Here is a 26,311-nt window from a genome sequence, read left to right on the forward strand (position 1 = left end):
TGCTTGGATGTCAAAGAACATAACCCAGTTACCCTGAGCTCCTAAACCTTGCAATCTTCAAGAAAGCTTAAATCATTGCAAAGAAGTTTGCATTTTATCTATGCTTAGCTTATGATTAGCTTAAAAGCAGCGCAAAGTGAGTCGTGCGTTCAAACTAAGTTGCATGTGGCGTGGGGCACTCTCGCGAGCAGTGGCAAAACGAGCGAAATTATCTTCGCTAGCATAAAAGCTCAAATCTTTGATACGGCATTGTTTATTGAGAGCTTTAGCAAAGAGATCGCGCTCTTTTTGAGCTTTATCTAAGAGTGTGGTTTGCAAATTAAGGCGATCTTGAGCGCTAGCTTGCAACTGCAAGGCGGGCGTATTGAGCACAAAAAAAGTATTTTCAGTGGCAATCTTGGCAATTTGATCACGCAATTTCTCGTAAGCATCCACTTTAGCAACATCAAATTCACACGCCATGTTCGCATAGAGTTTGTGACCTAAGAGGGTTTGCTTATGATCAGCAAAGCTATAGTTTGGACGCAGACTATAGCTAGCTTCCTGACATAGCTTACTCTCCCTAGCTAGGAGATTAATTTGTTTAAAAGCATTTCTGATGCTCTCTTCTTGTTCAGTAGTCAGACTTTGTGCACTCAAAAGAGCATTGCTACTGCTAAAGAGTAAGTGTGTGCTATAAGCTTTAGGGGTAACCTGTTGTCTCTCTTTGAGCTCTAAGCTAATCTGACTCGTCTCCGTTCTCAAAGCATGTTTGCCTAGCACAAAACGCTCAAATGCCAAACCTCCTACAAAGATGCCTAAAGCAAACACCACAGCCACAATCAATTTTACATACCTCATCGCAACCCTTTCTATACTACTTTAACACACAGCAGAAGGCTTTAAAAAACTTCTATGGCATCTAAAGTGCGCAAACGCGCTACCATCGAATCCACCTCATTGAGATTATAGTGCTCCTTAACATGATCAAGCACTTCATGCACAAGTACTAAGCTCTCTGAACCCACTGCTTTTTCTAATTCAATATTACTTTTTTTATTGGTAACCACACTTCTATAGACATTCATTTTAAGTATAATCCATTCGATATGGCGCATCACATGTCTTAAGCCTACTTCCAGCTCCTTAGAATTATCTAGGCTTTTATGGCTACTATCTATAAACACCTTGAGTACCTTCAGAAATTCCTCGAAGTGTTGCTGAATACTTAGATTTAACGCGCTCACTTCGCCAAATTCTTTACCCAACTTAACAATATCTTCCTGAAAATAGCTAAAACTTGTTTTAATGCTGCCTACCTCTTTAGCCACCCTTTCAGCAAGCTTGCGGATTTCATCTGCCACCACCGCAAAACCCCGCCCATGCTCTCCGCTACGCGCCGCCTCGATCGCCGCGTTTAAAGACAATAAATTCGTTTGATCGGCGATGTCGCTAATGACATTGGTTACCTGCATGACGAAGTCCATCTTATTGCGCAAGTCGTCCATCACAGCATTGGCATTATTACAATTGTCGCTAAAGTGCAATAAATCTTCGTGGATAGTTTCAATTTGCTCTTGGCTTGTCAAAGAGTTTTCTTCGATGTGCTGTACCAATTCTTTATTTTCCACACATTGCTGAATTTTATTATCTAATTTAACGAGCACATCTCTAATCCCATGAGCTCCTCCCTCCATATCTGCCAATTTTAAAACAATCTCGCTGTTATTGATTGCGGTGATCCCCTTGACATGAGAATTGACATGGGCGGCATACTGCTTGAACACTCCGCGATAACCCTCATGAAACACATTGCGATAATCTTTTCCCTCATGGGCTGCCTGCACACATGCATCCATCTCTCTAAAGACTGACTCGATTTGATCAAGCAAATCGTTTAAGCCATGCATGATGGTGGCATAAGGACTTTTCTCATCGATCTCTGTAATGCGGTGTTCTAAATGACCATCGCGCACAGCTGCCACAAAATCTGAAATTTTTTTTAAAGAGTTGTCTCCGTCCTTTGTCAACCAACCTAGCATATAAAATCCTTATAGTCGTTGTAATTTATTGACCCAAGCATGGTAGTCGCAGCCCTCTTCTCGTAGCGTCTCTTCTAGGAGCGTCGTGCTCGCCTGTATTCCCCCACGCTTCTCCGCATCAAGTAACTTTTTATATAGAGCACTTATAATACTTATAGCTTTTCGATTAGGGGCACGCCGCACAGAATAGTAGCCCACCACCATGCCCTCAGCGTCTACGGAAGCTGTAATATTGGCAAAGACCCAATAAAAATTCCCATCAAAGGTTTTATTTTTCACATAAGCAAAAATTTCTTGCTTTTGTTTAATAGCAGACCACATCATTTTAAAGATCAGCTTAGGCATGTCTGGGTGGCGCACCACATTATGAGGTTTGTGTAACAAATCTTTCTCGCCATTTCCTCCAACAATATCAATGAAGGATTTATTAGCGTAGGTGATCACGCCTTTCGTGTTGGTTTTTGTAACCAAAAAATAATTACGATCCACAAACTTTTCCACCTGTACTCCTCTTAAGACTTGATCCGCGCAACTTTCTAACAAACTTTAAATTTAAAAAAACTTAGATCACAATCCATGCCAACATTTTTCTAATTGTTGCACAATATAAGCGCCTATAGGCAAAGCTGAAGTGGCAGCTGGGCTAGGAGCATTGCACACATTGACGCTACGCTCTGTGTTATAAAAAAGGAAGTCTTCGATGAGCTCCCCATCAGTACTCACCGCCTGCGCGCGTACTCCGGATGGATGGGGTTGCAGATCTTGTAATTTCAAAGAGGGGCAGTATTTCTGCACTAAAGAAAGGTAACTTTTTTTGCAAAAAGAATGTTTAAATTCAACTAGTCCCGCTTTTAGATACTTTTGGATAACCTTTCTAACCCCTCTATGCATCATCATTTCTTTTAAATCCCTCAAATTCACATCACTTTTATTATAGCCCTCTCTTTTAAAAGCTAAAACTGCGTTGGGTCCTACACTCACACCTCCATCGATCATTTTCGTTAAATGCACGCCCAAAAAGGGCATGCTAGGATCGGGAATGGGGTAGATAAGATGCTTGACAATGTGGTTATGTTGGCTGGCAAGTCTAAAATACTCACCCCTAAAGGGACAAATTACAAAATTTGGGGTGATTCCTAGCATTTTAACAAGACGATCGCTATGTAGCCCGCAACATGTTACAAGATAATTTGTTTCGACAACCCCCCGCCTGCTACTGATTTTAACCCCCCTTGCATGTTCGCTTAGTGCAACCACCTCAGCATTATAAAGAATCTCCCCACCTCTTTCTTGAAACCTCTTAGCCATAGCTCTAGTGATTTCTGCATAGTTCACAATCGCGCTAGTGGGAAAAAAAATACCTCCCAAACCCACAATATTCGTTTCCATTTCCCGTAATTCTTGAGCATCTAAACGAGTGCGATCTAGTCCATTTTCCTTAGTACGTTCTAAAAGTGCCTCCATGCGCTTTAATTCCATCTCATCGCTAGCAACTAGCAATTTCCCGCATTGCTCATAGACAATACCATTATCTTTACAAAAAGCCTTGGTAGCCTTATTGCCCTCGTAGCAAAAATTAGCCTTAAGCGTACCGGGAGTGTAGTAGACCCCTGCATGAATCACTCCACTATTACGCCCAGTTTGGTGCATGGCGCTCTCCCTCTCCTTTTCTAAAAGGGCTACCCTCAAATCTGGATATTTCTCCGACAATTGCATCGCCACAGAGTGCCCCAAAATCCCTCCCCCCACAACGACACAATCATAGATCACAGCCATGCTAGAAATTCTTAAAGTCTTTATAGCGACTGAAAGGGTTGGTGCTGAAAGAAAAATAACCTCTTTGGCGCATCAACTCCCGCCTCAGATTAGGATGTGCTTGGAATTTATCTCGTCCGTGCAACCAAAAGAGGTTATTGATGAGCAAAAACTGCCCTACTGGCACAGGAAAAGATAATTTAGCTTTAGAGCTCTCCAGCGAATCACCCAAATCAGCTAAATAAACGCCCTCTTCATAATCCTTTGGCTGGGCAAACTGATCGATGTAGAGCATCACTGGATTAGCATGACTATCAGCTTCAAAGACCGGGTGGTAAACATCGCTAGTTACATTCTTGCTAGGAGGTGCAGACCAGCGTATCACCCTCTTAGCTAGGTGGTGGTTGTAAAATTTATCCAACTCCTCCCAGTCGTCCAAGTGCAATAACTGGGAATCGCCTCCCTCCATATTCTGTTCATCGATCTTATACATCAGCACATAGTCGGTTACTTCATTGACAAAAGTGCCATCATTGTGCAATTCCAAGGGTTTATTTGGCTTCCTCAAATAGCTATCCGAATCATCGGTGTTGAGTACTGCCCAACGGGCATAAAACTGTCCTGTCATCAGATCAAAATTCGAACGTCCAATTAGATGTACAAATGCCGTAGCGATTTTTACCATCTCATCGCCCTGCTCTACCCGATTAATCCCCTCTGGATTGACCAACAAGGCTCCCGTCTGACGATCACCCAAGGCTTTTTCTAGGAAAGGTTTGAGCTTGTGATCGCAAAGCTTGTCTAAGATTTGCGCTACTCTAAAACGCAAAAAAGACTTATATTCTAAGGCTTGCACGGGGTAAATCTCAATGTTTTTGAGAAATCGCTGGATGGTTTCTTGTGTTAGAGTAACTTGTAAAAGGCGTGTGGAATAAGGGGTGGGTTCTACGCTAAAGGTGTCGGTTTGTGTTGCATATGCCATCTGTTCTCCTTCTTGAGACTTTAAGCCAACCACAAAGAGAGCCTCGAGTTGGCCTCTAACTAGATCGCAAGAATGGCATATTTTTGTTAATAAAATTGTAAGAGTTGGACCACAACACCACTTGTTTGTTTCACATGGAAACGGAACAAACACCAAATAAGGAAGTTAAAATACAATGATAATTCGGACATGCAAAGCTTTAGGATAAGGGGAATAGTAGCATGGATGGGCTAGCATGCCAGCCAAACCTTAAAAGGGCTATCATGCAATGGCTGCAAAAATTTGGCTTGTACCTTCTCTTGTTTTTGTTATCTTTTTTAAATCCTAGTGTCGCAATAGTGATATGTGCTTTGAAGGCATCATGAGGGCAGGGGTTGCAACTGGCATGATTTTAGGCATAGATGAAGCGGGGCGAGGGTGTTGGTGTGGAAGCTTGTTTATAGCGGGGGTGGTTTGCACGCAGAGTGTGGCTAACGCGTTTGTGCACTCAGGACTCAAGGAGAGTAAACAGCTCAGTAGAACCAAGCGCTTCACATTTGCCACACAAATCACCCAAGATCAGCGCATCCAAAGCGTGGTGGTGGCTAAAAGTGCGTTAGAAATCGATAGCAAGGGCTTACGCGTGTGCATGCAAGAAGCCATCACGCAGATCATTTTGCAGTTACCTACAATCAAGCATGTACGCCTAGATGGCAACACGCTTTTTAAGCTTACATTTGAACATTTAGAGAGTTTTCAAGCCATCATTAAGGGAGATGATCAAATCCCCCAAATTGCGATGGCTTCCATCTTGGCTAAGGCGTATAAGGATAGAGAAATGCTAGAGTTAGATCAATCCTACCCTCATTATGGTTTTGCCAAACATTGTGGTTATGGCACGCGCGCGCATGCCCTAGCCATTGCCAAGCACGGACTTATTGACGCGCATCGCAAGAGCTTTAAAATACTCAAGACTCAGTGAGGTTATCTCTCTTAAGATGTTTTAGCATGGGCGGCGCTAAAAAAGTCGAAAAACAAAAGCTCTTGACACACTGCCTACTTCTTGGATGTTTTGAGTCTCTTATAATCCCAATGTAGTGTGTTTCCTACGGGCAACATCAGTCTAAGGAGCCAAAAGTTTTAACGCATTTGGATACCTCGCAGTCCTTAGAGAGTCTTAGAGCACTGGTTGATAAGTTGGTGTATGCTACACTTCTTCTTGACAGGATTAACTATGGGGATATAAGCAAACCGCGCACTAAACCCCCTAGCGTTAGCTGAGCGGCAAGAAACACCTAAAGCTCTACACTCTGCAAAGGCAGATCGCCAAATTAAAGAAAACAACATGCTTTGCTTTTTTAAACTCTAGATTCTCAGACATGGCAGGAGCTAGTAGAGAGGATATAGAGCTTATAAGAAGTTTGTTAAAATAGGGCAGACTTCCTAGATTAAATAGGTAGAACTAGCCACTCTCGGAGGAGAGATGCTAAGACCCACTTAAGACGGGCAGATTCTTGATGATCCTAGAATCTCTATAGCTAAAGTTAGGGGGAGTGTGTCAGTTTAAGCATCTGACAAGACCCTTTAAAGCCTAGATCGCAACCTTTTAGAAAGTATTTTTTAGCTTTTTTGCGGCTTTTATGCACACTACGAACATCCCAATAGATCACCCCTAAACTATGGCAAGCATAAGGGTCGCCTAATTTTGCGCCCCGTTGGTAATACTTGATCGCTTGGTCTATGTCCTTGCGCACACCTAATAAACCCTGCTCATAAATCCAGCCCAAAGTGCGGTAAACCTGCACATCTCCCATTTTGCCCGCTTTTTGGTAGTCCATGATAGCTTGCTTGGGATTGCTACTCTCTTCTAATAGCCCACGAGCCAAATAGGCGCGTGCGATCCCCATTTGTGTCATCTTGTTTAAATAAGCCATAATCTTTGGGCGATCGTTAGCATAACCAGCTTGGAGCAAGCCTTCTAAATAGGTAGGTGCTTGGCTTTCAGGCGGGCGTGCTACCAGCGCGCAAGCCTGCTTGGAACCCAACTTACACGCCTTTCTAAAAGAAACAACGGCTTTTGTAATGTCTTTGGGCGCGCGCTCCCAGTAAAAAAAGCCTAGTTTTTCATACGCCCGTGCGCTACCCAACTCCCCAGCCTTTTGGTAATCTGCGATGGCTTTTTTGATGTCTTGGGCATAACGCGCCTTATTGCCACTTTTTAAATACGCCTCTCTAGCACACCCGCCTAATAACAACGCCCCTAAAATCCCTAAAAAAATCTTAATACGCATGCCAATTTTCTAGTAAGTTTTGCGCATTGGCGCGCACATCACCCTGCCAAAGCGCGCTAATGAGCGCAACCATGTCCGCATGCCTGAGTTGGGCGATGTTTTGCGCATTCACTCCGCCAATGGCACACACCGGGATTGTTAAGCACGCCTTAGCGCGCGCCAAGATTTCTAAATCTATACAGGGCGCTTTGGGTTTGCTAGGCGATTTAAAACACGCCCCAAAGGCGACATAATCCGCCCCCTGTGCTTGGGCTTGTTTGGCGCGCTCTAAATCCCCATAGCAAGAGACCCCAATCACTCCGCTAAAGCGCGCGCGCGCCTCACTTAAGGGCATATCCTCCCCTCCCAAATGCAAGCCCCACGCGTTACACTCTAGGGCTAGGCAAAGGCGATCGTTGATCACAAAGCCCACGCCCTTTTTTGTGCATAAATCGTTTAGTTCTTTAGCCAAACCTAAGAGCTCTTGATCGCTATGTTCTTTATCGCGCAGTTGCAAGAAACTAACCCCCCCCTCAATGGCGCGCGCAGCTAGTTTAAGTAGGTCAGGGTAGGGGGTGAGCTTGAGATCACTGATGGCATACAAGCCCTTAAGTGCTACTCCCATTCAATGGTCCCGGGAGGCTTAGAAGTGATGTCATAGACCACGCGGTTAATCCCAGAGACTTGGTTAATAATGGCATTAGCCACGCGCTCTAAGAACTCAAGGGGCAGAGGCGCGCAATGCGCGCTCATCCCATCGCTTGCCACCACCGCGCGCAACGCGATGGTGTTATCATAGGTGCGCTTATCCCCCATTACCCCCACAGAAAACACATTGAGCAAGACGCAAAAGGCTTGCCATACTTCACTATACAGCCCCTCGGTGTGCAGGGCTTCTATGAAAATGGAGTCGGCTTGGCGCAAGAGTTCTAAGCTGGGGGGGGTAACTTCTCCTAAAATGCGAATGGCAAGCCCGGGACCGGGGAAGGGGTGGCGCGCTAACATCTTTTCAGGCAGCCCTAAGCGCGCGCCCAAAGCGCGTACCTCATCTTTAAAGAGTTCTCTTAAGGGTTCTAAGAGTTTGAGGCGCATTTTTTCAGGCAGCCCGCCCACATTGTGGTGGGATTTGATCACCGCTGAAGGACCTTTCAAACTCACCGACTCAATGACATCGGGATAAAGCGTGCCTTGAGCGAGCCATTTGATCGCCCCTTGTTTAGAGAGTTCTTTAGCCTTGTTCTCAAAGACTTCAATAAAGGCGTGCCCGATGATTTGGCGTTTTTTCTCAGGGTCCACCACCCCTTTAAGGCGTTGTAAAAACAAATCTTGTGCGTCTATCACATGTAAAGGGATTTGCAAATCTGCAAACATGTCCACCACTTGATCGCGCTCCCCAGCCCTTAACAAGCCGTGATCCACAAACACCACCTCCACCTGTGCCCCCAGCGCGCGCGCGCACAACACCGCCACCACGCTTGAGTCCACCCCCCCGCTCACCGCGCACAACACCCGATCGCCCCTTACCTGTGCTTTGATGCTTTGGATTTGCTGAGCTAGAAAATCCTGCATATTCCAATCTTGCGTACAGCCGCACAGGCGCGCGAAATTGGCTAAAATGCGCCCCCCCTGCGCGCTATGGGCGGATTCGGGGTGAAATTGCAAGCCATAGAGGGGTTTATGGGTGTGGGCGATCGCACAAAAGGGGGCATGCGCGCTTTGGGCTAGGGTTTGAAAATCCGGGGGCAACACCTCTACGCGATCCCCATGACTCATCCACACCACGCTAGAAGGCTCAATCTCTGCTAAGAGGGGGTGATTTTGTAGATTTTCTAAATGCGCCCGCCCAAACTCTTGGGAGCGCGCGCGCGCCACACGCCCCCCCAAGCTGTGTACCAACCATTGTAAACCATAGCAAATCCCCAAAATGGGGATCTTGAGCTCCAAAATCCCCGGATTGGCGTGGTAGGCTTGTGAATCGTACACGCTAGCGGGCCCCCCGCTTAAAATAATCCCTTTGGGTTGTTTGGATCGGATTGTCTCAAGGGAGAGATGATAGGGGTAAATTTCTGTATACACCCCACACTCACGCAGACGGCGCGCAATGAGTTGGGTGGTCTGACTCCCAAAATCTAGGACTAAAATCTCCGGAGTTGCCATTTTTTGCCTTTTTAGTAAAAATAATCAAAATGTTAAGAGGCGAGCATAGACTCCATCAAAGCCATGCGTAAAAACACGCCTAACTTGACCTGTTCTAACACTTGACAACGCGGATCATCTAAAAGCGCATCTTCAATGTCAATATTGCGGTGTACAGGGCCGGGGTGCAAAATGGGAATTTGGCGTTTTCCTAGTAAAGCGCCTCTCAAACAGAAATCTTTAGCATAATCTTTCAATGATCCATAGGTTTGCAAACAATGGCGTTCGGTCTGAGTGCGTAAACCCATGACCACATCCGCTACCTCTAGGGCTTCTTGTAAAGAGTGAGTTGTAGGCAAAGATGTGGGGGGTAAGAAATGAGGGGGGGCAACTAAGATCACACGCATACCAAAGCGAGGCAGTAATTCCATATTGCTATTAGCCACCCGAGAGTTTTTAATATCCCCCACAATAGCGATGGTCTTGCCTTCCAACGCACCTTTAAAATGGTTATAGAGCGTGAGTAAGTCCAAAAGTGCCTGAGTGGGGTGAGCAAGAGTACCACTTCCGGCATTGATAAAAGCACAATTAAGATGTTTGGCAAAGTAGATGGCTGAACTGGAATGGTGGTGGCGCGTGATGAGCAGATCGAGTCCCATCGCCTCAAGGTTATGCAGGGTATCTAAAAGAGTCTCCCCCTTGCTTGCGGAGCTTTTTTGGACATTAAAAACGCTAAAATATGCCCCTAATCTAGAAGCAGCCATTTGAAAGCTTGCGATCGTACGCGTGGAGTTTTCAAAGAAAAGCGCGACAATACGCTTGTGTGTCAAATTAGGTGGAGTGGCTTCTTGGTGTAAAAAAGCGTTAGCACGCTCTAGAAGCGCTAAAATTTCGCTATCATTAAGATTTTTGGTGTGGATCAGTTGGGTCAACATGCGAGGAATTATAGCATGGCTAGGGTGTTTTTATGTCTCTTGATTTTTGGATTAATAGGCTGTAAGGATAATTTCATCGAAGCTTACAAACCAGATTTTCTAGCTGAAAAGCGCACACAAGCCACGCGCAAGGGTGAAATCATTGTCAATCTGCGCCCTGTGGTGAGCGTCCTAGCTACCCATCTCAATGATGTTGACCCCGTGCTCTACCACGCACGCGAATTTTTCTTTTTAGAGGTTTTTATCCAAGATGGTAGCTATTTGGATAATGAAGCAATCAGCTACCAACTCTATGGCTTACGGGGAGCAGAGACTCCAGCATGGGTGCGCGAAGTGAGTAAAGAAGAATTTGACAGCGTGCTGTACACCACTAACAAGTACGCGCGAGGTTTTTTAATCGCCTTTGCTAAATTAGACCGCGCTTCGCAAGAAGAAGCAAAACTAGAAATGGATATTGTTGGGTTGGGAAAGATCATGTTTAACTTTGCCTACAAAGTACCCGCACCTGCTTTTTAGATGCGCCTAGATCAATTTTTAGTGCTCAAGGGTTTAGCACAAAGTCGATCACAGGCCAAAACTCTCATCGAGCAAGGACTTATCAAAAGTGTAGGACGCACCCTTTTTAAAGCGAGCTTGCAAGTGCCCTTAGATTTGGAGTTGAGCGTACCTCAGCGTGTTTTCGTGAGTCGCGCGGGCGCAAAGTTATGGCACTATTTGGCACATTACCCTCTTGATTGTACCAACAAAGTGATCTTAGATGTGGGATCAAGCAAAGGAGGGTTTGCACAGGTTTTACTAGAAAAGGGAGCTAAAAAGGTGGTGTGCGTAGATGTGGGCACAAATCAGTTAGACCCGTGTTTAAGAGAACATCCACAGGTGCGCATAGTAGAGCAATGCGATATCCGCACTTTTATCCCTCAAGAGACTTACGATTTTCTTACCTGCGATGTGAGTTTTATCTCTTTGAGTAAAATTCTAGGCGTGTTGTGCGCATTGAGCGCGGAATGCTTGGTACTTTTCAAGCCTCAATTTGAGGTGGGTAAGGAAGTTAAGCGCAACAAACGAGGAGTGGTGTGTGATCCGATGCGTGTGGAAACACGCCTAAAAGAGTTTATAGGAGAGATTGAGACTTTGGGGAGGCGTGTGCGCCATATCCAACCTTCAGAGATCAAGGGAAAAGCGGGCAATGCAGAAATTTTTATCCATTTCCAGCGATGAAAGTGTCTTTAGTTTAGCAATGGGTAAGTTTGATGGGGTGCATTTAGCCCATCAACGCCTTTTGAAAACTTTATGCCCGCATGGGGGAGTGTTAGTAGTGGATCGTAACGAGCCTCTTAAAGCACTCAGCACTTTAAACGAACGCGCGCTTTTGCTTTCCGCTTATGCTCAAAAAATTTATTTTTTACCTCTAGAGCAAGCCCGCCATATCGATGCGCCTACCTTCATCACCCTACTTAGTCGAAAATTTCCCAACTTGCAGAAAATCGTGGTTGGCTATGATTTTAAATGTGCACAAGGGCGTTCTATGGGTGTAGAACAACTGCGCGCTATGCTAAACCCCCAAATCCATTTAGAGGTGATTACTGAAATTAAGATCAAGGGCATTTCATTACATTCCTATCATATCAAAGAGTGCATTGAACGGGGCGATGTGCTTTTGGCATGTAAATTTTTGAGCCGTCCTTTTGCTTTGCAAGGCAAAGTTATTAGTGGGCAACACTTAGGACGTACACGCCTCTATCCTACTCTAAATATTGATACCCATACTTTGCAGACCAAACTTGTACCATCCCCAGGGGTTTATGCAACTGATGTAGCTTTACCACAAGGAAACGCGCGTGCGGTAAGCTTTTTGGGGCATCGTTTAAGCACCGATGGTAAGATGGCTTTTGAAACCCATGTTATTGATCAAGAAATCGCCACTCCGCCGCTGTTTTTGCGGATTTTTTTCCTCAAAAAGATTCGTGATAACCGCCGTTTTGACAATCTAGAGACACTTAAAACTCAAATTAGTCAAGATATCAGTATTGCGCGCGTGCTAGATTCAGAGCAAGTTTGCTAGAATGAGAGCATTCTTCTAAAGGCTTTTGATGGAAAGTAAACTTGAGGTGCGGGATTTGCCCCTTTTGGAAAAGTGTGCGCATACCCTGCGCTTTTTATGTGCGGACATGGTGCAAAAGGCTAATAGCGGGCATCCGGGCGTGGCGATGGGCTTAAGCGAAGTGGCTGTTGTGCTAGGCAAGCATGTGCGCTTGAATCCGCACAATGTTCATTGGCTGAATCGGGATCGTCTCGTATTTAGTGGTGGGCATGCGAGCGCCTTAGTTTACGCACTTTTGCATTTGTGGGGCTTTGATGTGAGCTTGGAAGATTTGAAATCTTTTAGACAACTGGATTCTAAAACCCCAGGACATTTAGAATTTGGGCACACTCAGGGTGTAGAGATCACTACAGGTCCTTTAGGGCAAGGCTTTGCTAATGCGGTGGGCTTTGCATTAGCTAGCCAAATCGCACAAAACTTATTGGACATGAGTAGCATTAATCATAAAGTTTATTGTTTATGTGGCGATGGAGATTTGCAAGAGGGAATCAGCTATGAAGGCGCGTCTTTAGCTGGGCATTTGCAACTAGACAATCTGATCGTTATCTATGATAGTAACGCAATCACTATTGAGGGAGGTACACATTTAGCTTTTAGTGAAGATGTGCCGGGGCGCTTTAAAGCACAAGGTTGGGAAGTTTTAGAGTGTGATGGGCATAATTTCTTAGAAATCGATCGTATCCTTACACAGGCTCAAACTGCCACTAGGCCCACTTTGATCATCGCTAACACTACTATCGGTAAGGGGGCTGTGGGTTTGGAGGGGAGTGCAAAGGTGCATGGTGCGCCTTTGGGGGTTGAGGTGTTAGAACGCTCAAAGAGTGCAGTAGGTTTGAGCGGGGAATTTACAATTCCTGCGGAAATTGCACATGCCTTTAGTTTGCAAGAAAAAGGCAGAGCCTTAGAATCAGAATGGCAGCATTACTTGGAGACAAAGCCCGCTTTGCAAGCGCGCATCGCCCACCTACAGGCTAAGGATTTTTCTAAAACGCTTTACCCTAGTTTTGAAGTGGGTAAAATGATTGCCACACGCGCAAGTAATGGTGCAATTCTAAATGCTTTGAGTGAAGCATATCTAGGCTTCTTAGGCGGAAGTGCAGACCTTGCCCCTTCTAATAACACCCATTTAAAAGCCCAACAAGATTGTTTGCCTCCTGACTTTGGGCGCAATGTGCACTTTGGAATTCGCGAGCATGCGATGGCGGCTTTAAGCAACGCGATCGCTAATTATGGTTTATTTGTGCCCTTTTGTGCAACTTTTTTTGTTTTTAGCGACTACTTAGCTCCCAGTCTGCGCCTAAGCGCCCTAATGGGCAATCAAGTGTTTTACATTTTCACACATGATAGCATTGGAGTGGGCGAAGATGGTGCAACACACCAGCCTATCGAACACCTAAGCCACTTGAGGGCGTTACCTAATTTCTATGTTTTTAGACCAATGGATGCGCATGAAAATGTACGCTGTTGGCAGGTGGCTTTATCCTTGCAAAAAAGTTGTGCCTTTGTGCTCTCACGCCAAAATTTGGAGGTGTTAGAAAGCACCTCCCTAGAAGCGGTGCAAAAGGGGGGATATATCCTACATGTAAGCCCCACCCCCCCTCAAGTTTCATTAGTCAGTAGTGGGAGCGAGGTGCATGTGTGCCTGCAAGCGGCACAGCTCTTAGAAAAACAAGGGGTTGGCGTGCAAGTGGTGAGTGTGCCTTGTTTTGATCTACTCATAGAGCAGGATCAAGTCTATTTAGAAAGTCTGTTTGTGGGTAAGGTACTCGCAGTGGAAGCAGGACGAGGGTTGGAATGGTGGCGTTTTGCCCATGATGTGTTGTCTATGGAAAGCTTTGGCAAATCCGCCCCGGGTAGCACATTATTTACGCATTTTGGTTTCAGTGCCCAAAATATTGTCCAGCGCGCCCAAATTTTGCTAGAAAGACCATGCTAGACTCAGTCAATCCCTCCACTTTATATGTTTTTAGCAGTCATCGGGCGTGTAACGCCTTTTACGCCAAGCAACATGAAGGCTTTTTGCCCACCGCATGGAGTGTACAAGAGTTTTACACCCAAGTGAGTTTTGTAAAAGGACTGGTGAAAATTCCCAAGAGTGCCCGCCAAGTGCTATTGATGGAAGCTATCAAAGAAGTTGCCAAAGAAGGCGCACCCTTAGAGGGGTTGGTACTTTTTGAACAAAGCTTTTTGGGTTACTTGGATGGGAGTACTTTTGTGGCACGCTTTTTTAATGAGTTGGCTAAATTTAAGCGTCATATCCATGAAATCACGACACATGATATTTATGGCGATTATGTGCACCACTTGGAGGTGTTAGAGCGCGTGCATGCGTGCTACCATGCTAAATTGCAGGCATGGGGCTATTATGATCCTATTTTGGGTGCACCCAGTACTTTATTAACTTCCGTACTTGCAAAGTTTGCGCGCATCGAGTTTTACCTAGAGGGTTTTTTAAGCACGGACGAACAAGAAATTCTTTTTGCGATCGCTCAAAATGTGCCTTTAATTTTACATGTAGCATGCGATCGCTACAACAAGCAGTTTTTAGGATTTTTGGGTCTGGATTTACAAGAGGAGCACACTTACGCACTCAATTTACAAGCTTTAAAACGCGGAGAAAATCCTTTTGTGCAAGCGCAACCTCAACCCCCACTCTGTCCAAAAAAAGTAGAGGTTTACGCCTTTGATCAGCGCTTAGATCAAGTGGGCTTGGCTTTGCAAAGAGTACAAGAGTGGCTAGAAGAGGGCTTAGAGCCTAGCATGCTAGCCATCATCACTCCTGATCCTCAGATGATCCCCACTCTCAAGCTTTTAGATACGGAACATAATCTTAATTTTGCGCGTGGGCAAGAAGCGCAGGTGGTCTTTGCCCCCTATTTTAGTGCTCTAGAAGAGTTAAAAATGCGTTGGCATCCTATAACCACCCACGCTTTGAATGCTCTTGAGGAACAATGTAACGCCATCTTAGCCCAACTTTACGCTAAAATACCACCCAAACTAGAACATTTTCATCAAGATTTTTTTCAAACTTACGCACGCATTTTACCCGCTTTACAGAGTTATAACCCCATAGATTTGCTTGAACTTTATACGCGTGCTTTGCAAGATTTGCGTATCGATGACACCACAGGGGGTAAGGTCAAGGTTTTAGATGTGTTAGAGTGTCGTGGTCTCAGCTTCGAACGCGTGGTGATTTTAGACTTTAACGATCATATTGTGCCTAGTTTGAAAGATGGCGACCTTTTCTTAAACACTCAGACACGCCGTACTCTAGGATTGCCCACTTTACAGGACAAAGAAAACCTGCAAAAGCATTACTACTACCAACTCATTAAAAGCAGTGCACGCGTAGACATTAGCTACAGCACCGCCAACAACGCGATCCCCTCTAAAATGCTTGCGCAACTAGACTTGAATACGCGTTTAATCAACTCTCATAGCGCATCACTTTTTAAACTTTTCCCTAATTCTCGCTCCTTACATGACTTAGAAGACACCTGTATAGGATATCTTCCCCGAGAGTTTAGTTTGAGCGCTTCCAAACTCAAAGATTTTACAGAATGTAGACGGCGTTTTTACCTTAAATACCTCCAGAAACTTATTCCCATGCCTCAAGAGGGCGCTAATCAAGGCACGCTCTTACACAGAGCTTTGCAGTCCTACTATAGCTCTAAGACTTACCATAACACGCAAACTCCCATTAGTGCCAAAACTCTCTTGGAGAGTTTGCAAGGATTACAAGAATGGGAGTCTTTGAACGCCTTAGAACGCTTTAATCTAGAAGTGAGTGTGCAAAAACTCACAGCATTCTTTACACACGAGCGAATAATTCTAGCACACGCTAAAGTGGTGGGATATGAAGTGCCCTTTGAAACAAGCTTTAAAGGTTTTGAACTTAAGGGTATTATCGATCGTTTTGATCTCTGTGAAGATGGCGCTTATAGACTGATAGATTATAAGTTTAAAAGTAAAGTTGAACAGCAGGATCAAGATTATCAATTGGCTATTTATACTCTGGGTGCATGCGCTCTAGGTTATCCCCAAGATCGTTTGCGTGCCTATTTCTACGATCTTAAAAAAGGAGAATTGTTAGAAAGGGAAACTCTCTCAAGCGATCTAGAATCTTTAGCCCATCTTTTAATAACTTTTCAAGAGGAGGAGATAGATTTTTTCAAAACTGAGGATCGTAAACATTGCAAGTATTGCCCCTATACAGATGTTTGCGGAGTCTAGGGGGGACGCATCAAACTAGGTTTAGCGGTACTTTATGGTTTTCTAGCATTACTCTTATTGGCAACATGGTTTGGGCAGAGTGGCTTAGCTGGGGCATGGGGCGCATCTGTTGCGCGCTTTAATGTGGCATATTTTGGCTATCTAGCTTATGTCGATGTATTTTATTTAGCACTCTTAAGTGTCCTAGCACGCCGTGCAAGCTTGCGGGCTTTAGAGTGGTTATTGTCAAGCCTACTATGCTTTTTAGCATTGTTGTTAGCCCAAGCTCTATTGTGGCGTAAGGGAATTGTAGGGTGCGCACTTTTAGAAGTGCTAGAAGTGTATATCGGTGTTGTAGGGGTGTGGTTGGTAGCACTAATTCTAATGGGCTATGCGTTTTTTAGTCTTTCCCCTCAGATGAGCAAGCGCATAGTTTTGTACATGCGTGTAACTCTCTTAGAGCTTCCTTGTTATTATGCGCGCCTGCGCACATGGACACAAAACAAATTCGATCAAACCTATAAAGCCCCTCGTTTCAAACCTCACATGTCTAAAGCTTCCCCACCTTCCCAAAGCTCCCCCTTTAAGGTCAAGATCACCCCCTATACCCAAGCTCCCACCCCTCCCTCACAAGCCCTCGATCCTCAAGTGCAACTGATCCCCTCCAAACCTAGTACTTCTAACTCCAAGAGCGCTTACCTAGACCTAGTACAGCAACGCCGATCCCTCCAAACTCCTGAGATTAACTCTTCTCCGCCTTCTCCAAGACCCACCTTATCTACATTGCCAAGTACGGATTTACTGAATCCTTCTATGCCCGTATCTCACGCCCTTGATCAGATAGAGCAACAGGCTAAAAACTTGCTAGCAAAACTGCGCACCTTTAAAATTGAAGGGGAAATCGTGCACACCTGCATAGGACCCGTGGTTTGCACCTTTGAATTTCGCCCTGCCCCTCATGTTAAAGTGAGCAAGATCATGGGATTAGCCGATGATTTGGCAATGGCTTTATGTGCGCAATCTATGCGTATACACGCCCCTATTCAGGGCAAAGATGTGATGGGTATTGAAATTGCGCGTAATCAAAGTGAAATTATCGCTCTTAAAGAAGTCCTAGAAAGCCCCCTTTTTCAGCAAGCTTCTTATCCTCTTGCTCTAGCACTAGGCAAAGATGTGCGCGGGGAAGTTTTTGTACGCGATCTGAGCACATTGCCCCATTTACTTATTGCTGGCACAACAGGAAGTGGGAAGAGTGTAGGTTTACATGCCATGCTACTCTCTTTGCTTTACAAAAACACACCCGACATGGTACGCCTGCTCGTTATTGATCCTAAGCGCGTGGAATTTAGTGCCTATGCGGACATTCCGCACCTCATCACACCCATCATCACAGACCCCAATCAGGCTATTAATGCCCTTAAGAGTGCCGTGCAGGAAATGGAAAGGCGTTATACTTGCATGAGCGCCTTACGGGTGAAGAATTTACAAAGTTACAACGCTAAGACTTCAGAGCACTTACCCTTTCTGGTCATCGTGATCGACGAATTGGCAGATTTAATGATGGTGGGAGGCAAGGAAGTAGAAGCCCCTATTATTCGCATCGCTCAAATGGGGCGTGCTAGTGGGATTCACCTCATTGTAGCGACCCAGCGCCCTAGTGTAGAAGTGCTGACCGGACTGATTAAGACAAATCTACCCTGTCGGATCAGTTTTAAAGTGGGCTCTAAAATCGATTCGCGCATCATCTTAGATAGCGATGGGGCGCAAAATCTCCTAGGTAGGGGAGATATGCTCTTTGCGCAAAATAACATGTTGCAACGCTTACATGCCCCCTATGCTACTGAAGCAGAAATTGAGCGAGTCATGGATTTTTTACGCGCCCAACAAGTGGCGCATTACGATCCAAACTTTACACTAGAAGATCACGACTAAGTGCCTAGACTTCCTAGGGTAACCGCTTTTCTTGAGGGTGTAAAATCTGTACACCAAAGTCGCTTTTAATCTCTACGCGCAACGCTTCATCACAAAAGACTTCATAGCGCATTTTTTCATGCAACATAAGCGTATAACTAGGCAAAATAGGCAAGATCGCACATCGATCTTCATTGAGACTGACATGGTTAATGCGCACTTTTTCAACTAAAGCTTCAATTTCCAACACGCGTTTAAAGCGCTTAGCGCCATAATCGCGCGTCCAAGTCAAGTAAGGAAGTTCTCCTGTATAAAGGATGGCTTTAATAGGTACGGTAGGGCGTTGCGCCTCCCTTAAAAGTTCTTCACCTGTAGGCAGACGCTCCGCGTTCATGAATGCTAATGCCAAAAAGAACCATTTAAACAACTCTATTCCCCATTGAGTCTTTTATCTAAAATAGAACGCACCTGATTGATGTTTTCTGGATTGGTTGAAAAAAATATTTCAACGCGGTTATTACGCATACGATTTTCAACGCTATCATTTGGAGCCACAGGATTGTTTTTACCATAAGAAGTATAAGAGAGTTTTTGGGGATTCACACCATCGGCGATAAGGGCACGCATCACCTTAGAAGCGCGACTAGCTGCTAACTGATAATGATCTTTAAAGGGCAGATGAGGGGGGATAAGCGTATTGTCTGTATAACCCCGAACATTGATCTGCACCTGGCCGGGTAGAGCATTGATAATGCCAGCAATGCGCCGAATATATTCTTGCATCCCTGCATTGATGGTATCGCTATAAGGATTAGTGAAAATGAGACTGGAGGGGAGTTTGAGCACTGATCCTTGATCAGTCTGTTCCAAAACGCTACCCTCACCTATTTTAGTGATCGTTGTTTGCGAACGCACAGGTTGTGCGCTCGCCTTACGCTCTTCAACAATATCATTTTCCAAGTCGCCCGGAGCAGGGGGGATGGGGATAACTGGTTGCACCGAATCGGGGACAGGCGCATAATCAAAAATCTTTAAAAACTCTTTCTTAAGCGCCTTGACCTTTGCTTTATTGACAACGGAAATCGCATACAGAGCAATAAAAAGCGCCAGTAAAAGAGAGAGGAAATCCGCATAAGGAACCGCCCAACGCTCACCGGCCGGGCATTCGACTTTTTTAGCTTTCTTTGCCATTATTCAAACATAGATTTTTTGGGTTCACCCGGGGCGATGTAGTTGAGCAACTTCATCTCCAAATCTCTAGGGTTATCCCCATTAGCAATCCCGATCACCCCCTCTAAGATCACCACCTTTTCTTTAAGAATATCTTTAGACTTATTTTTAAGTTTGTTGCCAAAAGGACCAAAGAGTGCGTAAGAACACATGATCCCTGTAACGGTCGCAGTAAAAGCCCCTGCTATCCCTAGCGCCATCTCTTGGGGATTATCTAGTTTTTGTAACGCTAGCATCAAACCCAACACAGCTCCCACAAGTCCAAATGTAGGCGCACTTTCCCCTGCTGTAATCCAATAATGTGCTGCTCCATGGTAATACTCTTCAAGCTCTTCAATCGCCACTTCTAAACTCTCTTGCACCGATTTAATATCCTTGCCATCGACGATCATAGAAAAACCATTGCGTGTAAAATCATCTTCAATCTGTGCCACTTTGGACTCCAAAGAAAGTACCCCGTCTTTACGCGCCATTGTCGAGAGCTCTACAATCGTTTTAATAGTCTCTTGTAGATTAATCTTAGGGTTGAGAAAGACGATTTTAATTTCTTTAAAGGCTGCCTTAACATGGTGGGCGTGTGTGCTAACCATCGCAGCGCAGAGCGTTGTAGGAATAATGATAATCAGAGAACTCAAGTGCACGACATGGATGGGGTTTCCCCCCTCTAAAATGTCTCCTAAACTAATCGCCGCGATGGCAAAGAACACACCAAGTACGGAGGTTAAATCCATTGATACCCTTTCTTTTGCTGTCTCTACTGAGGATAGTCTGTTAGACTGGTGATTCCATGCTCACCACACACGCGGCATTTAGGATTTCTTTTCACACTCACGCGCCTAAAGGTCATATTTTTAGTATCCATACCCAGTAAGGTATCTGTGAGCAAAGGGAATCCCAAGAAATATTTAATCGCTTCAGTAGCCTGGATGCACCCAGTCAATCCGGGCAAAACCCCAAAAAGCCCAGCTCTAAAGGTAGGATTTAGTGTAGGTTCTGGCGGTTTGTCAAAAACGCACGCAAAACACGCGCTTTGCTTAGGTAGAATGGTCATGGTCTGCCCGCGGTATTTGAGTACACCAGCATGGCTATAGGGTTTGCGACTCAACACACATGCATCATTAATTAAAAATTTACTCGCGAAATTATCCGTTGCGTCAATAATAAAACCATAACCTTTGATAATGTCCAGTGCATTGCTTGCGTTGAGCTTTGTAAAGTAGGTTTCTACTTGTACATCTGGATTAAGCGCCAACATTTTGCGTTCAGCAGACTTGACTTTAGCGCTGTTGATTTCTTCAGTGGTATGGATAATTTGACGCTGCAAATTACTAAGCTCAATGATATCAAAATCCAATACCCCGATACGCCCAATACCCGCTGCAGCTAGATACATGACATTGGGCGAGCCCAAACCTCCCGCGCCAATGACCAAGACGCTCGCCTCCAATAACTTTTCTTGCCCTTCCTCACGCACATCTTCGAGCATCAAATGACGCTCGTAGCGCTCTCTTTGCGCATCATCTAACATAAGCATCCTTGTATAGAAAATAAATTAGAGATGGGCAACCCACACCTTCATATGGGGCTGTTCTGCCTTAAGACTGGTAGACTGCCCGTGCCCGGGGTAAATTGGCTTGTCCTGAGAGCTTTCTAAATTTTCAAAGCGGATCAAAGAATCTTTCATGTCGGTAGGATTGGAGTAGGGGAAGTCATAACGCCCAATACTACGATAAAAAATGAAATCCCCACTGAAAAACACATTTTCAATCTCCACCATAGAGCATCCGGGGGTATGCCCCGGGAAATGCCAATAAGTGATGGGCACATTGTCGATTCTTAAAGTAGTGCTAGCTCTTTGGCACTCTACAGGGCAGATTTCTTCCTCTAAACAAGGAGTGAGTCCTAGAGAAAAGCAATCGGAAGTGAGCATAAAAATATCGCTTTTAGGCGCATATAAGGGCACATTGGGCAGGGCGTTTTTGAGCGCGTGCGCATCCCAAATATGATCGTAATGCCCATGTGTGATAAGGATGGCTAAGGGTTTTTGAGCGTTTTCTAGCACCCATTTAGCCGCACCAAAGCCCGGATCGATAATTAAATCGCCCTGTTCTAGGGTGGCGATATAACAATTAGTTTGGGTATTCCCAAAGGCCTTAACCTTGATCTGCATCACAATCCTTTGTCGCTATTCTAGCAGATTTTTACTAAAGCTACTAACCTCAAATTTTCAAAGTGTCCGCTAGGGCGTTAAGGGTCTGTGGGCGTGGGACTTGTGGTTGGATTTATATAACGCTTATTTAATTCTTCGTGCTTTTGTGTCGTGCGCTCTTGCGGACGCAAAATAGTTTGGAGGTTTTTGCCGCTTCTATCCTAAAAAATCCTACACAAGGCATAGATAATCTGAATTCATCCAAAGCCCGCATCTCTCATCACAACGGAGCAAAGCTTAGCCTCATGGATAAGGCCTCTTAGTGATTCAAGTGAGGATACACACCTCTTCTTGCAACACAATCCCAAAAGCTTTGAAAACCCGTTCTTTGGCAAGGGTGATCAAATCTAGGGCTTCTTGAAAATGCGCCCCTCCTAGGTTGATGAGAAAATTAGCATGGGCACTAGAGAAACTCACTCTGCCTAGAACAAATCCTCTAAGTCCCACCGCTTCTAACAAACGCCCCGCAAAGTCTCCTGGGGGATTTTTAAAACAACTTCCAAAACTAGGTTTTTTAGGGTGATGGGTGCGCATTTGTTTGCACATCTGAAAGACACTTTCTCTAAAACCATACTTTTTTTGCAAGCGCACCCCAAAGACCACACCTCTAAACGCGCTAGCACGATAGGCTAAGCCCAATGCAGCGCTATCTATCCATGTCCCATTGATATTTGCCTGCAACACCACATCGCTCATTTGGTAGGCTTTCATTCCCGCATTCATTTTAAGTAGTCCGCCCACACTCCCGGGTAGGGCACTTAAAAATTCCAACCCCTCTAAGTTATGATCTCTAAAATAGCTAAAGAGTTTTTGTGCGCTTGTCCTAGCCCCCGCTTCTATAAAATTCCCCTTATCTTCTATGGTCTCAAAGCAGCGATCTAGAATCGCCAAATTGCACGCATGGGGTGATACTAAGAGATTATTCCCCAAGCCCACCATCTGTACTTCATATTCCCCACATTGACGCAATAGCCTCACCTCGACTCTACCTCCAATCTTCACGCTAGAGTACTTGGAGAAATCCACGATCATAGTGCTTCTTAAGAGGCGATCTTAGGAATGAGTTTAAAAAGCATGTTGGTGTAATCTAGAAGCATATTAAGCATCCATGGCATCGTGATCACAATCACAGCAATCACGGCTAAAATTTTAGGCACGAACGAGAGAGTCATCTCGTTAATCTGAGTGGTTGCCTGAAAAATACTTACCAAGAGCCCCACAACTAAGCCCACTAGCAACACGGGCAAAGAGATCATCAAGGTGATCTTGTAAGTTTCAATGGCAAGTTTCATGAGCTGGGCTTCCATTATTGTACCTTACATAAACTCTTGCAAACAATTAGCCCGTTGCATCCATGCGCACAATTTATCCCATTCTTGTGTCTCTAGCATCGCTTTCGTACGTTGCATTTCTGCAATAAAGAGTTCTAGGGCTTCTAGCAAACGAGTTTGGTTTTGTTCAAAAATCCCTCGCCACATTTGTGGAGAACTCTTAGAAAGCCTGCTCATATCCTTAAATCCTCCCGCAGCAAGTGAAAGAATATTTTGGGGGCTTTCTTGAGCAAGCACCACATTTGCCAAAGCGTAACTGATAGCGTGGGGTAGGTGGCTTACAAAGGCAACATGTTGGTCATGAGCTTGCGCGCCCATTTTTACCATCTGCATGCCAATGGCGCTGAAGACCTCCTTAGCGCGTTGCAGGTGAGAAATCCCACTATACTCTCCGTCCACCAAAACTACAATTTTATGTTTATAGAGGTCTTTTAGAGCGGCTTTAGGTCCATAAAACTCTGTCCCGCACATCGGGTGACTAGCCACCACTTGTGCGCGTATAGCTTTGGGAATAGCACACATCATTTGCACTTTTGCCCCGCCTAGCTCGATGATCGTGCTTGTAGGAGCGGGCTGTATATGGGCTAAAATTTGGATGATGCCTTCTACAGGAGTGGCTAAAATAATGAGATCGCATTCTTGAATTTGCTCCAACTCCACACATTCTTCCACTAACCCTAAACTCAAAGCCATTTGGGCATGCAAGACATTGTGATCAAAGCCTACAAGACTCTTAATGCCTAGCTGTGCACGCACCTCCTGCAAAGCCAAGCCCATTGAACCCCCCATCAAGCCTAGCCCAACGATACCCGCACGCATCAGGGTACCAAGGCAATTTCTAGCACATCTTCAATTGTGCTTACAGCTCTAATATCCATGTTATCCTGCACCTCTGCAGGAATGTCTTTTAAATCTCTGTGGTAATTCTTTTCAGGAATTAAAGCGGTTTTAATTCCAGCCTTGTAGCTAGCAATAAGCTTTTCTTTGAGTCCACCGATGGGTAACACCCGCCCGCTTAGGGTAAGCTCACCTGTCATGGCTACATCGCAACGCACCTTTCTTTCACATAAGATAGATGCGATGCTAGTCGCCATCGCAATACCCGCACTTGGTCCGTCTTTAGGAGTTGCCCCCTCCGGCACATGCAAGTGGATGTCGTAGAGATTGTAAATTTTACCCTCTTTGGGCTTTTTCTTTTTAGGAATCAAAATCTCTTCATCAATAAGCAACTTCACCACCGAATGAGCAATATAGGCGGATTCTTTCATCACCTCTCCCAAACTGCCGGTGAGTTTTAAATTTCCCTTGCCCTTGAGTTTAATCGCCTCAATCTTGAGCACATCTCCACCCACGCTTGTCCACGCTAAACCATTGACAATGCCTAGCGCGTCTTCTTGGTCAATAGGATCGATTTCAAAGACAATTTTATCTAGAAACTCTGGGACATTCTCCTCTGTAATATGGATTTTGCGTTGCCGTTTAACCTTTGATTTGGTTTCTTCTTTGGGCAACTTGTCTTCATGGGCATGTAAAATCTTTTTGGCACACTTGCGCATGATGCTTGCTAGTGCCCGCCTAAGTCCGCGCACCCCTGCCTCGCGGGTGTATTTTTCAATGATGAGCTTAACCGCTTTTGGTGTAAACACCACCTCAGCAGGTTTGAGTGCATGTTTTTTAAGCTCTTGGGGGATGAGATAATTATTGGCAATTTGTTCTTTTTCTTGAGGGGTGTAGCTAGAAACAGCAATAAACTCCATGCGATCCCTTAGGGGTGCTGGGATTGTCGCGGTGTCATTGGCTGTAGCGATAAAGATGATCTTAGAAAGATCGATATTAAAGTTAGTGTAGTAGTCTCTAAAGCTGGTGTTTTGCTCAGGGTCTAAGATTTCTAGAAGTGCGCTAGCAGGATCACCCCGCATACTTTTATCCACTTTATCAATTTCATCAAGCACCATGACACAATCCATTTTTTTAGCTTCAATTAAGCCCTGTACAATGCGTCCGGGCATAGAGCCTAAATAAGTGCGCCGATGCCCTCTGAGCTCGTTGACATCTTCTAGTCCCCCTAAAGCGATGCGAATCAAGGGGCGCTTGATAGCTTTGGCGATAGAATTAGCTAGGCTTGTTTTGCCCACCCCCGGGGGTCCATAAAAACATAGAATTGTGCCTTTGGTCTCTTTATTTTCGACTTGACGCAAGCGCAAAAGCTCCATTGTGGCAAAATATTCTACAATGCGCTCTTTGGGTTTTTCTAGGCTATAGTGATCTGTGTTAAGTTGCTTCTCCACATCTTTGATCGAGAGCTTCTTTTGGCTATATTGTCCAAAAGGAATGTCTAACACCCATTCGATGTAGTTTTGCAAAATCCCCACATCAGAACTATCTTGGTGAATGCGACTCAGGCGTTCGATTTGTTTCTTAATCTCTTTGTGGATTTCTTTGGTAATAAAGGGTTCAATGGCACTAAGTTTTTGGGTGTATTCCTGGATTTCCTCATCGCGCTGCTTATCTACCCCCAATTCTTTTTGAATCTGCTTGAGCTGTTCTTTAAGGAAATATTCCTTATTCACCTGCTCCATTTTGCTATGCACTTTGCTTTTGATCTCTTTTTGTAATTTCTGCGTTTTTGTTTCTTCCATCACCAAATCGATGAGGTCCAAAAGCCGCTCCTCAGTATTGTCATTAGCAAAGAGTTTATACGATTGATCTTTTTTGAGGCGTAATGCAGAAGCGATCAAATCCACAATGCGGTTAGGATCGCTATTGTCATCGACCGCGCGCAAAAGATCGGGGGGGAAAAATTGGCTAATATTTGCTAGATTACTGACTTTCTCTTTAAGAATTTCAATAATGGCGTTGATTTTGTCATGATCGTAATCTTTGTAAGTGATCACATCAACCATTGCTTCTAGGGGATCATGAGATTCGATATTTAAAATTCTGCCCTTACAAATCCCTTGAAACAAAATTTTCATGCGATTGTCAGGCAGAGTTACCTTGCGCACAATACTCCCGATCACACCCACATCGTAAAACTTTTCTTCCAAAACTCTATCGCTTTGGCTGTTTTTGGCACAGCTCACAAAAATAAGATCGTTTTTATCTTGGGTGGCCTTGTTAGCCGCTTTAATGTTGGCTTCGCTATTAATAAAAAGAGGAGCGATCATGAAAGGATACATAAACGCTTCCTCTTCTACAATCACCGGCACCACACTTGGAAATTTATCTGTCATTTCTAC

25 protein-coding genes are annotated in these 26,311 nt (G+C 44.8%); 7 read left to right on the forward strand and 18 right to left on the reverse strand.

Features of this window, described 5'->3' with window-relative positions; translation table 11 throughout:
* Positions 1–120: 120 nt before the first annotated feature.
* The 5 genes from C6G87_RS06650 to glaH form a co-directional block, all read right to left on the reverse strand.
* Positions 121–840, reverse strand: a complete 720-nt coding sequence (locus tag C6G87_RS06650) for a hypothetical protein (protein ID WP_199767658.1) — start codon at positions 838–840, stop codon at positions 121–123.
* 41 nt (positions 841–881) lie between these two features.
* Positions 882–2,021 carry a methyl-accepting chemotaxis protein gene (locus tag C6G87_RS06655; protein ID WP_104752741.1) on the reverse strand — a complete coding sequence of 380 codons (1,140 nt, stop codon included), beginning with the start codon at positions 2,019–2,021 and terminating at the stop codon, positions 882–884.
* A 9-nt stretch (positions 2,022–2,030) separates the two neighbouring features.
* On the reverse strand, positions 2,031–2,522 hold the full coding sequence (locus C6G87_RS06660) for a PAS domain-containing protein (RefSeq protein WP_104752742.1): 492 nt from the start codon (positions 2,520–2,522) through the stop codon (positions 2,031–2,033).
* Positions 2,523–2,588: 66 nt separating this feature from the next.
* A complete protein-coding gene (gene lhgO / locus C6G87_RS06665) occupies positions 2,589–3,797 on the reverse strand; it encodes an L-2-hydroxyglutarate oxidase (protein ID WP_104752743.1) in 1,209 nt (402 codons plus the stop codon).
* 1 nt (position 3,798) lies between these two features.
* Positions 3,799–4,758, reverse strand: a complete 960-nt coding sequence (glaH, locus tag C6G87_RS06670) for a glutarate dioxygenase GlaH (protein ID WP_104752744.1) — start codon at positions 4,756–4,758, stop codon at positions 3,799–3,801.
* Positions 4,759–5,143: 385 nt separating this feature from the next.
* On the opposite strand from glaH, the gene C6G87_RS06675 reads away from it, so the two are divergent.
* Positions 5,144–5,719, forward strand: a complete 576-nt coding sequence (locus C6G87_RS06675) for a ribonuclease HII (protein ID WP_104752776.1) — start codon at positions 5,144–5,146, stop codon at positions 5,717–5,719.
* 562 nt (positions 5,720–6,281) lie between these two features.
* On the opposite strand, the gene C6G87_RS06685 is transcribed toward C6G87_RS06675, so the two are convergent.
* The 4 genes from C6G87_RS06685 to C6G87_RS06700 are packed head-to-tail and all read right to left on the reverse strand — an operon-like array spanning position 6,282 to position 10,078.
* Positions 6,282–7,028, reverse strand: a complete 747-nt coding sequence (locus tag C6G87_RS06685) for a tetratricopeptide repeat protein (RefSeq protein WP_104752745.1) — start codon at positions 7,026–7,028, stop codon at positions 6,282–6,284.
* Positions 7,018–7,632: a thiamine phosphate synthase gene (gene thiE, locus C6G87_RS06690; RefSeq protein WP_104752746.1), complete on the reverse strand. Its 615-nt coding sequence runs from the start codon at positions 7,630–7,632 to the stop codon at positions 7,018–7,020. Before thiE ends, C6G87_RS06685 begins: the two co-directional genes overlap by 11 nt.
* Positions 7,623–9,164: a glutamine-hydrolyzing GMP synthase gene (gene guaA, locus C6G87_RS06695; RefSeq protein ID WP_104752747.1), complete on the reverse strand. Its 1,542-nt coding sequence runs from the start codon at positions 9,162–9,164 to the stop codon at positions 7,623–7,625. Before guaA ends, thiE begins: the two co-directional genes overlap by 10 nt.
* A 32-nt stretch (positions 9,165–9,196) precedes the next feature.
* Positions 9,197–10,078, reverse strand: a complete 882-nt coding sequence (locus C6G87_RS06700; protein ID WP_199767659.1) for an aspartate carbamoyltransferase catalytic subunit — start codon at positions 10,076–10,078, stop codon at positions 9,197–9,199.
* A 15-nt stretch (positions 10,079–10,093) separates the two neighbouring features.
* On the opposite strand from C6G87_RS06700, the gene C6G87_RS06705 reads away from it, so the two are divergent.
* Genes C6G87_RS06705 through C6G87_RS06730 form a run of 6 tightly spaced genes read left to right on the forward strand, consistent with a single transcriptional unit; the run spans position 10,094 to position 18,323 of the window.
* Positions 10,094–10,594, forward strand: coding sequence for a hypothetical protein (locus tag C6G87_RS06705; protein ID WP_104752749.1), 501 nt, complete (start codon positions 10,094–10,096; stop codon positions 10,592–10,594).
* A complete protein-coding gene (gene tlyA, locus C6G87_RS06710; protein WP_104752750.1) occupies positions 10,595–11,296 on the forward strand; it encodes a 23S rRNA (cytidine-2'-O)-methyltransferase TlyA in 702 nt (233 codons plus the stop codon). It begins immediately after the preceding gene.
* On the forward strand, positions 11,265–12,140 hold the full coding sequence (locus C6G87_RS06715) for a bifunctional riboflavin kinase/FAD synthetase (RefSeq protein ID WP_104752751.1): 876 nt from the start codon (positions 11,265–11,267) through the stop codon (positions 12,138–12,140). The genes tlyA and C6G87_RS06715 overlap by 32 nt, the downstream gene beginning before the upstream one ends.
* Positions 12,141–12,168: 28 nt before the next feature.
* Complete coding sequence (gene tkt / locus C6G87_RS06720; protein ID WP_104752752.1) at positions 12,169–14,115, forward strand: transketolase; 1,947 nt, start codon at positions 12,169–12,171, stop codon at positions 14,113–14,115.
* Positions 14,109–16,412 (forward strand): PD-(D/E)XK nuclease family protein, encoded by a 2,304-nt coding sequence (locus tag C6G87_RS06725; RefSeq protein WP_104752753.1) that lies wholly within the window; start codon positions 14,109–14,111, stop codon positions 16,410–16,412. Before tkt ends, C6G87_RS06725 begins: the two co-directional genes overlap by 7 nt.
* A gap of 57 nt (positions 16,413–16,469) precedes the next feature.
* Entirely contained in the window at positions 16,470–18,323 is a 1,854-nt protein-coding gene (locus C6G87_RS06730; protein WP_233709053.1) for a DNA translocase FtsK, read from the forward strand.
* 13 nt (positions 18,324–18,336) lie between these two features.
* Here the strand turns inward: C6G87_RS06730 and C6G87_RS06735 are convergent, their stop codons facing one another.
* From C6G87_RS06735 to lon, 9 genes are all read right to left on the reverse strand, one after another.
* On the reverse strand, positions 18,337–18,711 hold the full coding sequence (locus C6G87_RS06735) for a hypothetical protein (protein ID WP_233709054.1): 375 nt from the start codon (positions 18,709–18,711) through the stop codon (positions 18,337–18,339).
* Positions 18,712–18,731: 20 nt separating this feature from the next.
* Entirely contained in the window at positions 18,732–19,493 is a 762-nt protein-coding gene (gene motB / locus C6G87_RS06740; RefSeq protein WP_104752754.1) for a flagellar motor protein MotB, read from the reverse strand.
* Positions 19,493–20,263, reverse strand: a complete 771-nt coding sequence (gene motA / locus C6G87_RS06745; RefSeq protein WP_104752755.1) for a flagellar motor stator protein MotA — start codon at positions 20,261–20,263, stop codon at positions 19,493–19,495. Before motA ends, motB begins: the two co-directional genes overlap by 1 nt.
* Before the next feature lie 23 nt (positions 20,264–20,286).
* Complete coding sequence (locus tag C6G87_RS06750) at positions 20,287–21,060, reverse strand: HesA/MoeB/ThiF family protein (RefSeq protein WP_104752756.1); 774 nt, start codon at positions 21,058–21,060, stop codon at positions 20,287–20,289.
* A gap of 24 nt (positions 21,061–21,084) precedes the next feature.
* Positions 21,085–21,702 (reverse strand): MBL fold metallo-hydrolase, encoded by a 618-nt coding sequence (locus tag C6G87_RS06755; protein WP_104752757.1) that lies wholly within the window; start codon positions 21,700–21,702, stop codon positions 21,085–21,087.
* 306 nt (positions 21,703–22,008) lie between these two features.
* Positions 22,009–22,773, reverse strand: a complete 765-nt coding sequence (locus C6G87_RS06760; RefSeq protein ID WP_104752758.1) for a UDP-N-acetylmuramate dehydrogenase — start codon at positions 22,771–22,773, stop codon at positions 22,009–22,011.
* 8 nt (positions 22,774–22,781) lie between these two features.
* Positions 22,782–23,048 carry a flagellar biosynthesis protein FliQ gene (gene fliQ, locus C6G87_RS06765; protein ID WP_104752759.1) on the reverse strand — a complete coding sequence of 89 codons (267 nt, stop codon included), beginning with the start codon at positions 23,046–23,048 and terminating at the stop codon, positions 22,782–22,784.
* A 9-nt stretch (positions 23,049–23,057) separates the two neighbouring features.
* Positions 23,058–23,891, reverse strand: a complete 834-nt coding sequence (locus C6G87_RS06770; RefSeq protein WP_104752760.1) for a prephenate dehydrogenase — start codon at positions 23,889–23,891, stop codon at positions 23,058–23,060.
* Positions 23,891–26,305 carry an endopeptidase La gene (gene lon, locus C6G87_RS06775; RefSeq protein WP_199767660.1) on the reverse strand — a complete coding sequence of 805 codons (2,415 nt, stop codon included), beginning with the start codon at positions 26,303–26,305 and terminating at the stop codon, positions 23,891–23,893. The genes C6G87_RS06770 and lon overlap by 1 nt, the downstream gene beginning before the upstream one ends.
* Positions 26,306–26,311: the final 6 nt, after the last annotated feature.

Source organism: Helicobacter baculiformis, assembly GCF_900197685.1.
Taxonomy (GTDB): domain Bacteria; phylum Campylobacterota; class Campylobacteria; order Campylobacterales; family Helicobacteraceae; genus Helicobacter; species Helicobacter baculiformis.

Excerpts from the sequence above, each read along its gene's own strand:
- C6G87_RS06650 (WP_199767658.1), bottom strand. The coding sequence starts at position 840 with ATGAGGTATGTAAAATTGATTGTGGCTGTGGTGTTTGCTTTAGGCATC.
- C6G87_RS06655 (WP_104752741.1), bottom strand. The coding sequence starts at position 2,021 with ATGCTAGGTTGGTTGACAAAGGACGGAGACAACTCTTTAAAAAAAATT.
- lhgO (WP_104752743.1), bottom strand. The coding sequence starts at position 3,797 with ATGGCTGTGATCTATGATTGTGTCGTTGTGGGGGGAGGGATTTTGGGG.
- glaH (WP_104752744.1), bottom strand. The coding sequence starts at position 4,758 with ATGGCATATGCAACACAAACCGACACCTTTAGCGTAGAACCCACCCCT.
- C6G87_RS06675 (WP_104752776.1), top strand. The coding sequence starts at position 5,144 with ATGATTTTAGGCATAGATGAAGCGGGGCGAGGGTGTTGGTGTGGAAGC.
- C6G87_RS06685 (WP_104752745.1), bottom strand. The coding sequence starts at position 7,028 with ATGCGTATTAAGATTTTTTTAGGGATTTTAGGGGCGTTGTTATTAGGC.
- thiE (WP_104752746.1), bottom strand. The coding sequence starts at position 7,632 with ATGGGAGTAGCACTTAAGGGCTTGTATGCCATCAGTGATCTCAAGCTC.
- guaA (WP_104752747.1), bottom strand. The coding sequence starts at position 9,164 with ATGGCAACTCCGGAGATTTTAGTCCTAGATTTTGGGAGTCAGACCACC.
- C6G87_RS06700 (WP_199767659.1), bottom strand. The coding sequence starts at position 10,078 with ATGTTGACCCAACTGATCCACACCAAAAATCTTAATGATAGCGAAATT.
- C6G87_RS06705 (WP_104752749.1), top strand. The coding sequence starts at position 10,094 with ATGGCTAGGGTGTTTTTATGTCTCTTGATTTTTGGATTAATAGGCTGT.
- tlyA (WP_104752750.1), top strand. The coding sequence starts at position 10,595 with ATGCGCCTAGATCAATTTTTAGTGCTCAAGGGTTTAGCACAAAGTCGA.
- C6G87_RS06715 (WP_104752751.1), top strand. The coding sequence starts at position 11,265 with ATGCAGAAATTTTTATCCATTTCCAGCGATGAAAGTGTCTTTAGTTTA.
- tkt (WP_104752752.1), top strand. The coding sequence starts at position 12,169 with ATGGAAAGTAAACTTGAGGTGCGGGATTTGCCCCTTTTGGAAAAGTGT.
- C6G87_RS06725 (WP_104752753.1), top strand. The coding sequence starts at position 14,109 with ATGCTAGACTCAGTCAATCCCTCCACTTTATATGTTTTTAGCAGTCAT.
- motB (WP_104752754.1), bottom strand. The coding sequence starts at position 19,493 with ATGGCAAAGAAAGCTAAAAAAGTCGAATGCCCGGCCGGTGAGCGTTGG.
- motA (WP_104752755.1), bottom strand. The coding sequence starts at position 20,263 with ATGGATTTAACCTCCGTACTTGGTGTGTTCTTTGCCATCGCGGCGATT.
- C6G87_RS06750 (WP_104752756.1), bottom strand. The coding sequence starts at position 21,060 with ATGTTAGATGATGCGCAAAGAGAGCGCTACGAGCGTCATTTGATGCTC.
- C6G87_RS06755 (WP_104752757.1), bottom strand. The coding sequence starts at position 21,702 with ATGCAGATCAAGGTTAAGGCCTTTGGGAATACCCAAACTAATTGTTAT.
- C6G87_RS06760 (WP_104752758.1), bottom strand. The coding sequence starts at position 22,773 with ATGATCGTGGATTTCTCCAAGTACTCTAGCGTGAAGATTGGAGGTAGA.
- fliQ (WP_104752759.1), bottom strand. The coding sequence starts at position 23,048 with ATGGAAGCCCAGCTCATGAAACTTGCCATTGAAACTTACAAGATCACC.
- C6G87_RS06770 (WP_104752760.1), bottom strand. The coding sequence starts at position 23,891 with ATGCGTGCGGGTATCGTTGGGCTAGGCTTGATGGGGGGTTCAATGGGC.
- lon (WP_199767660.1), bottom strand. The coding sequence starts at position 26,305 with ATGACAGATAAATTTCCAAGTGTGGTGCCGGTGATTGTAGAAGAGGAA.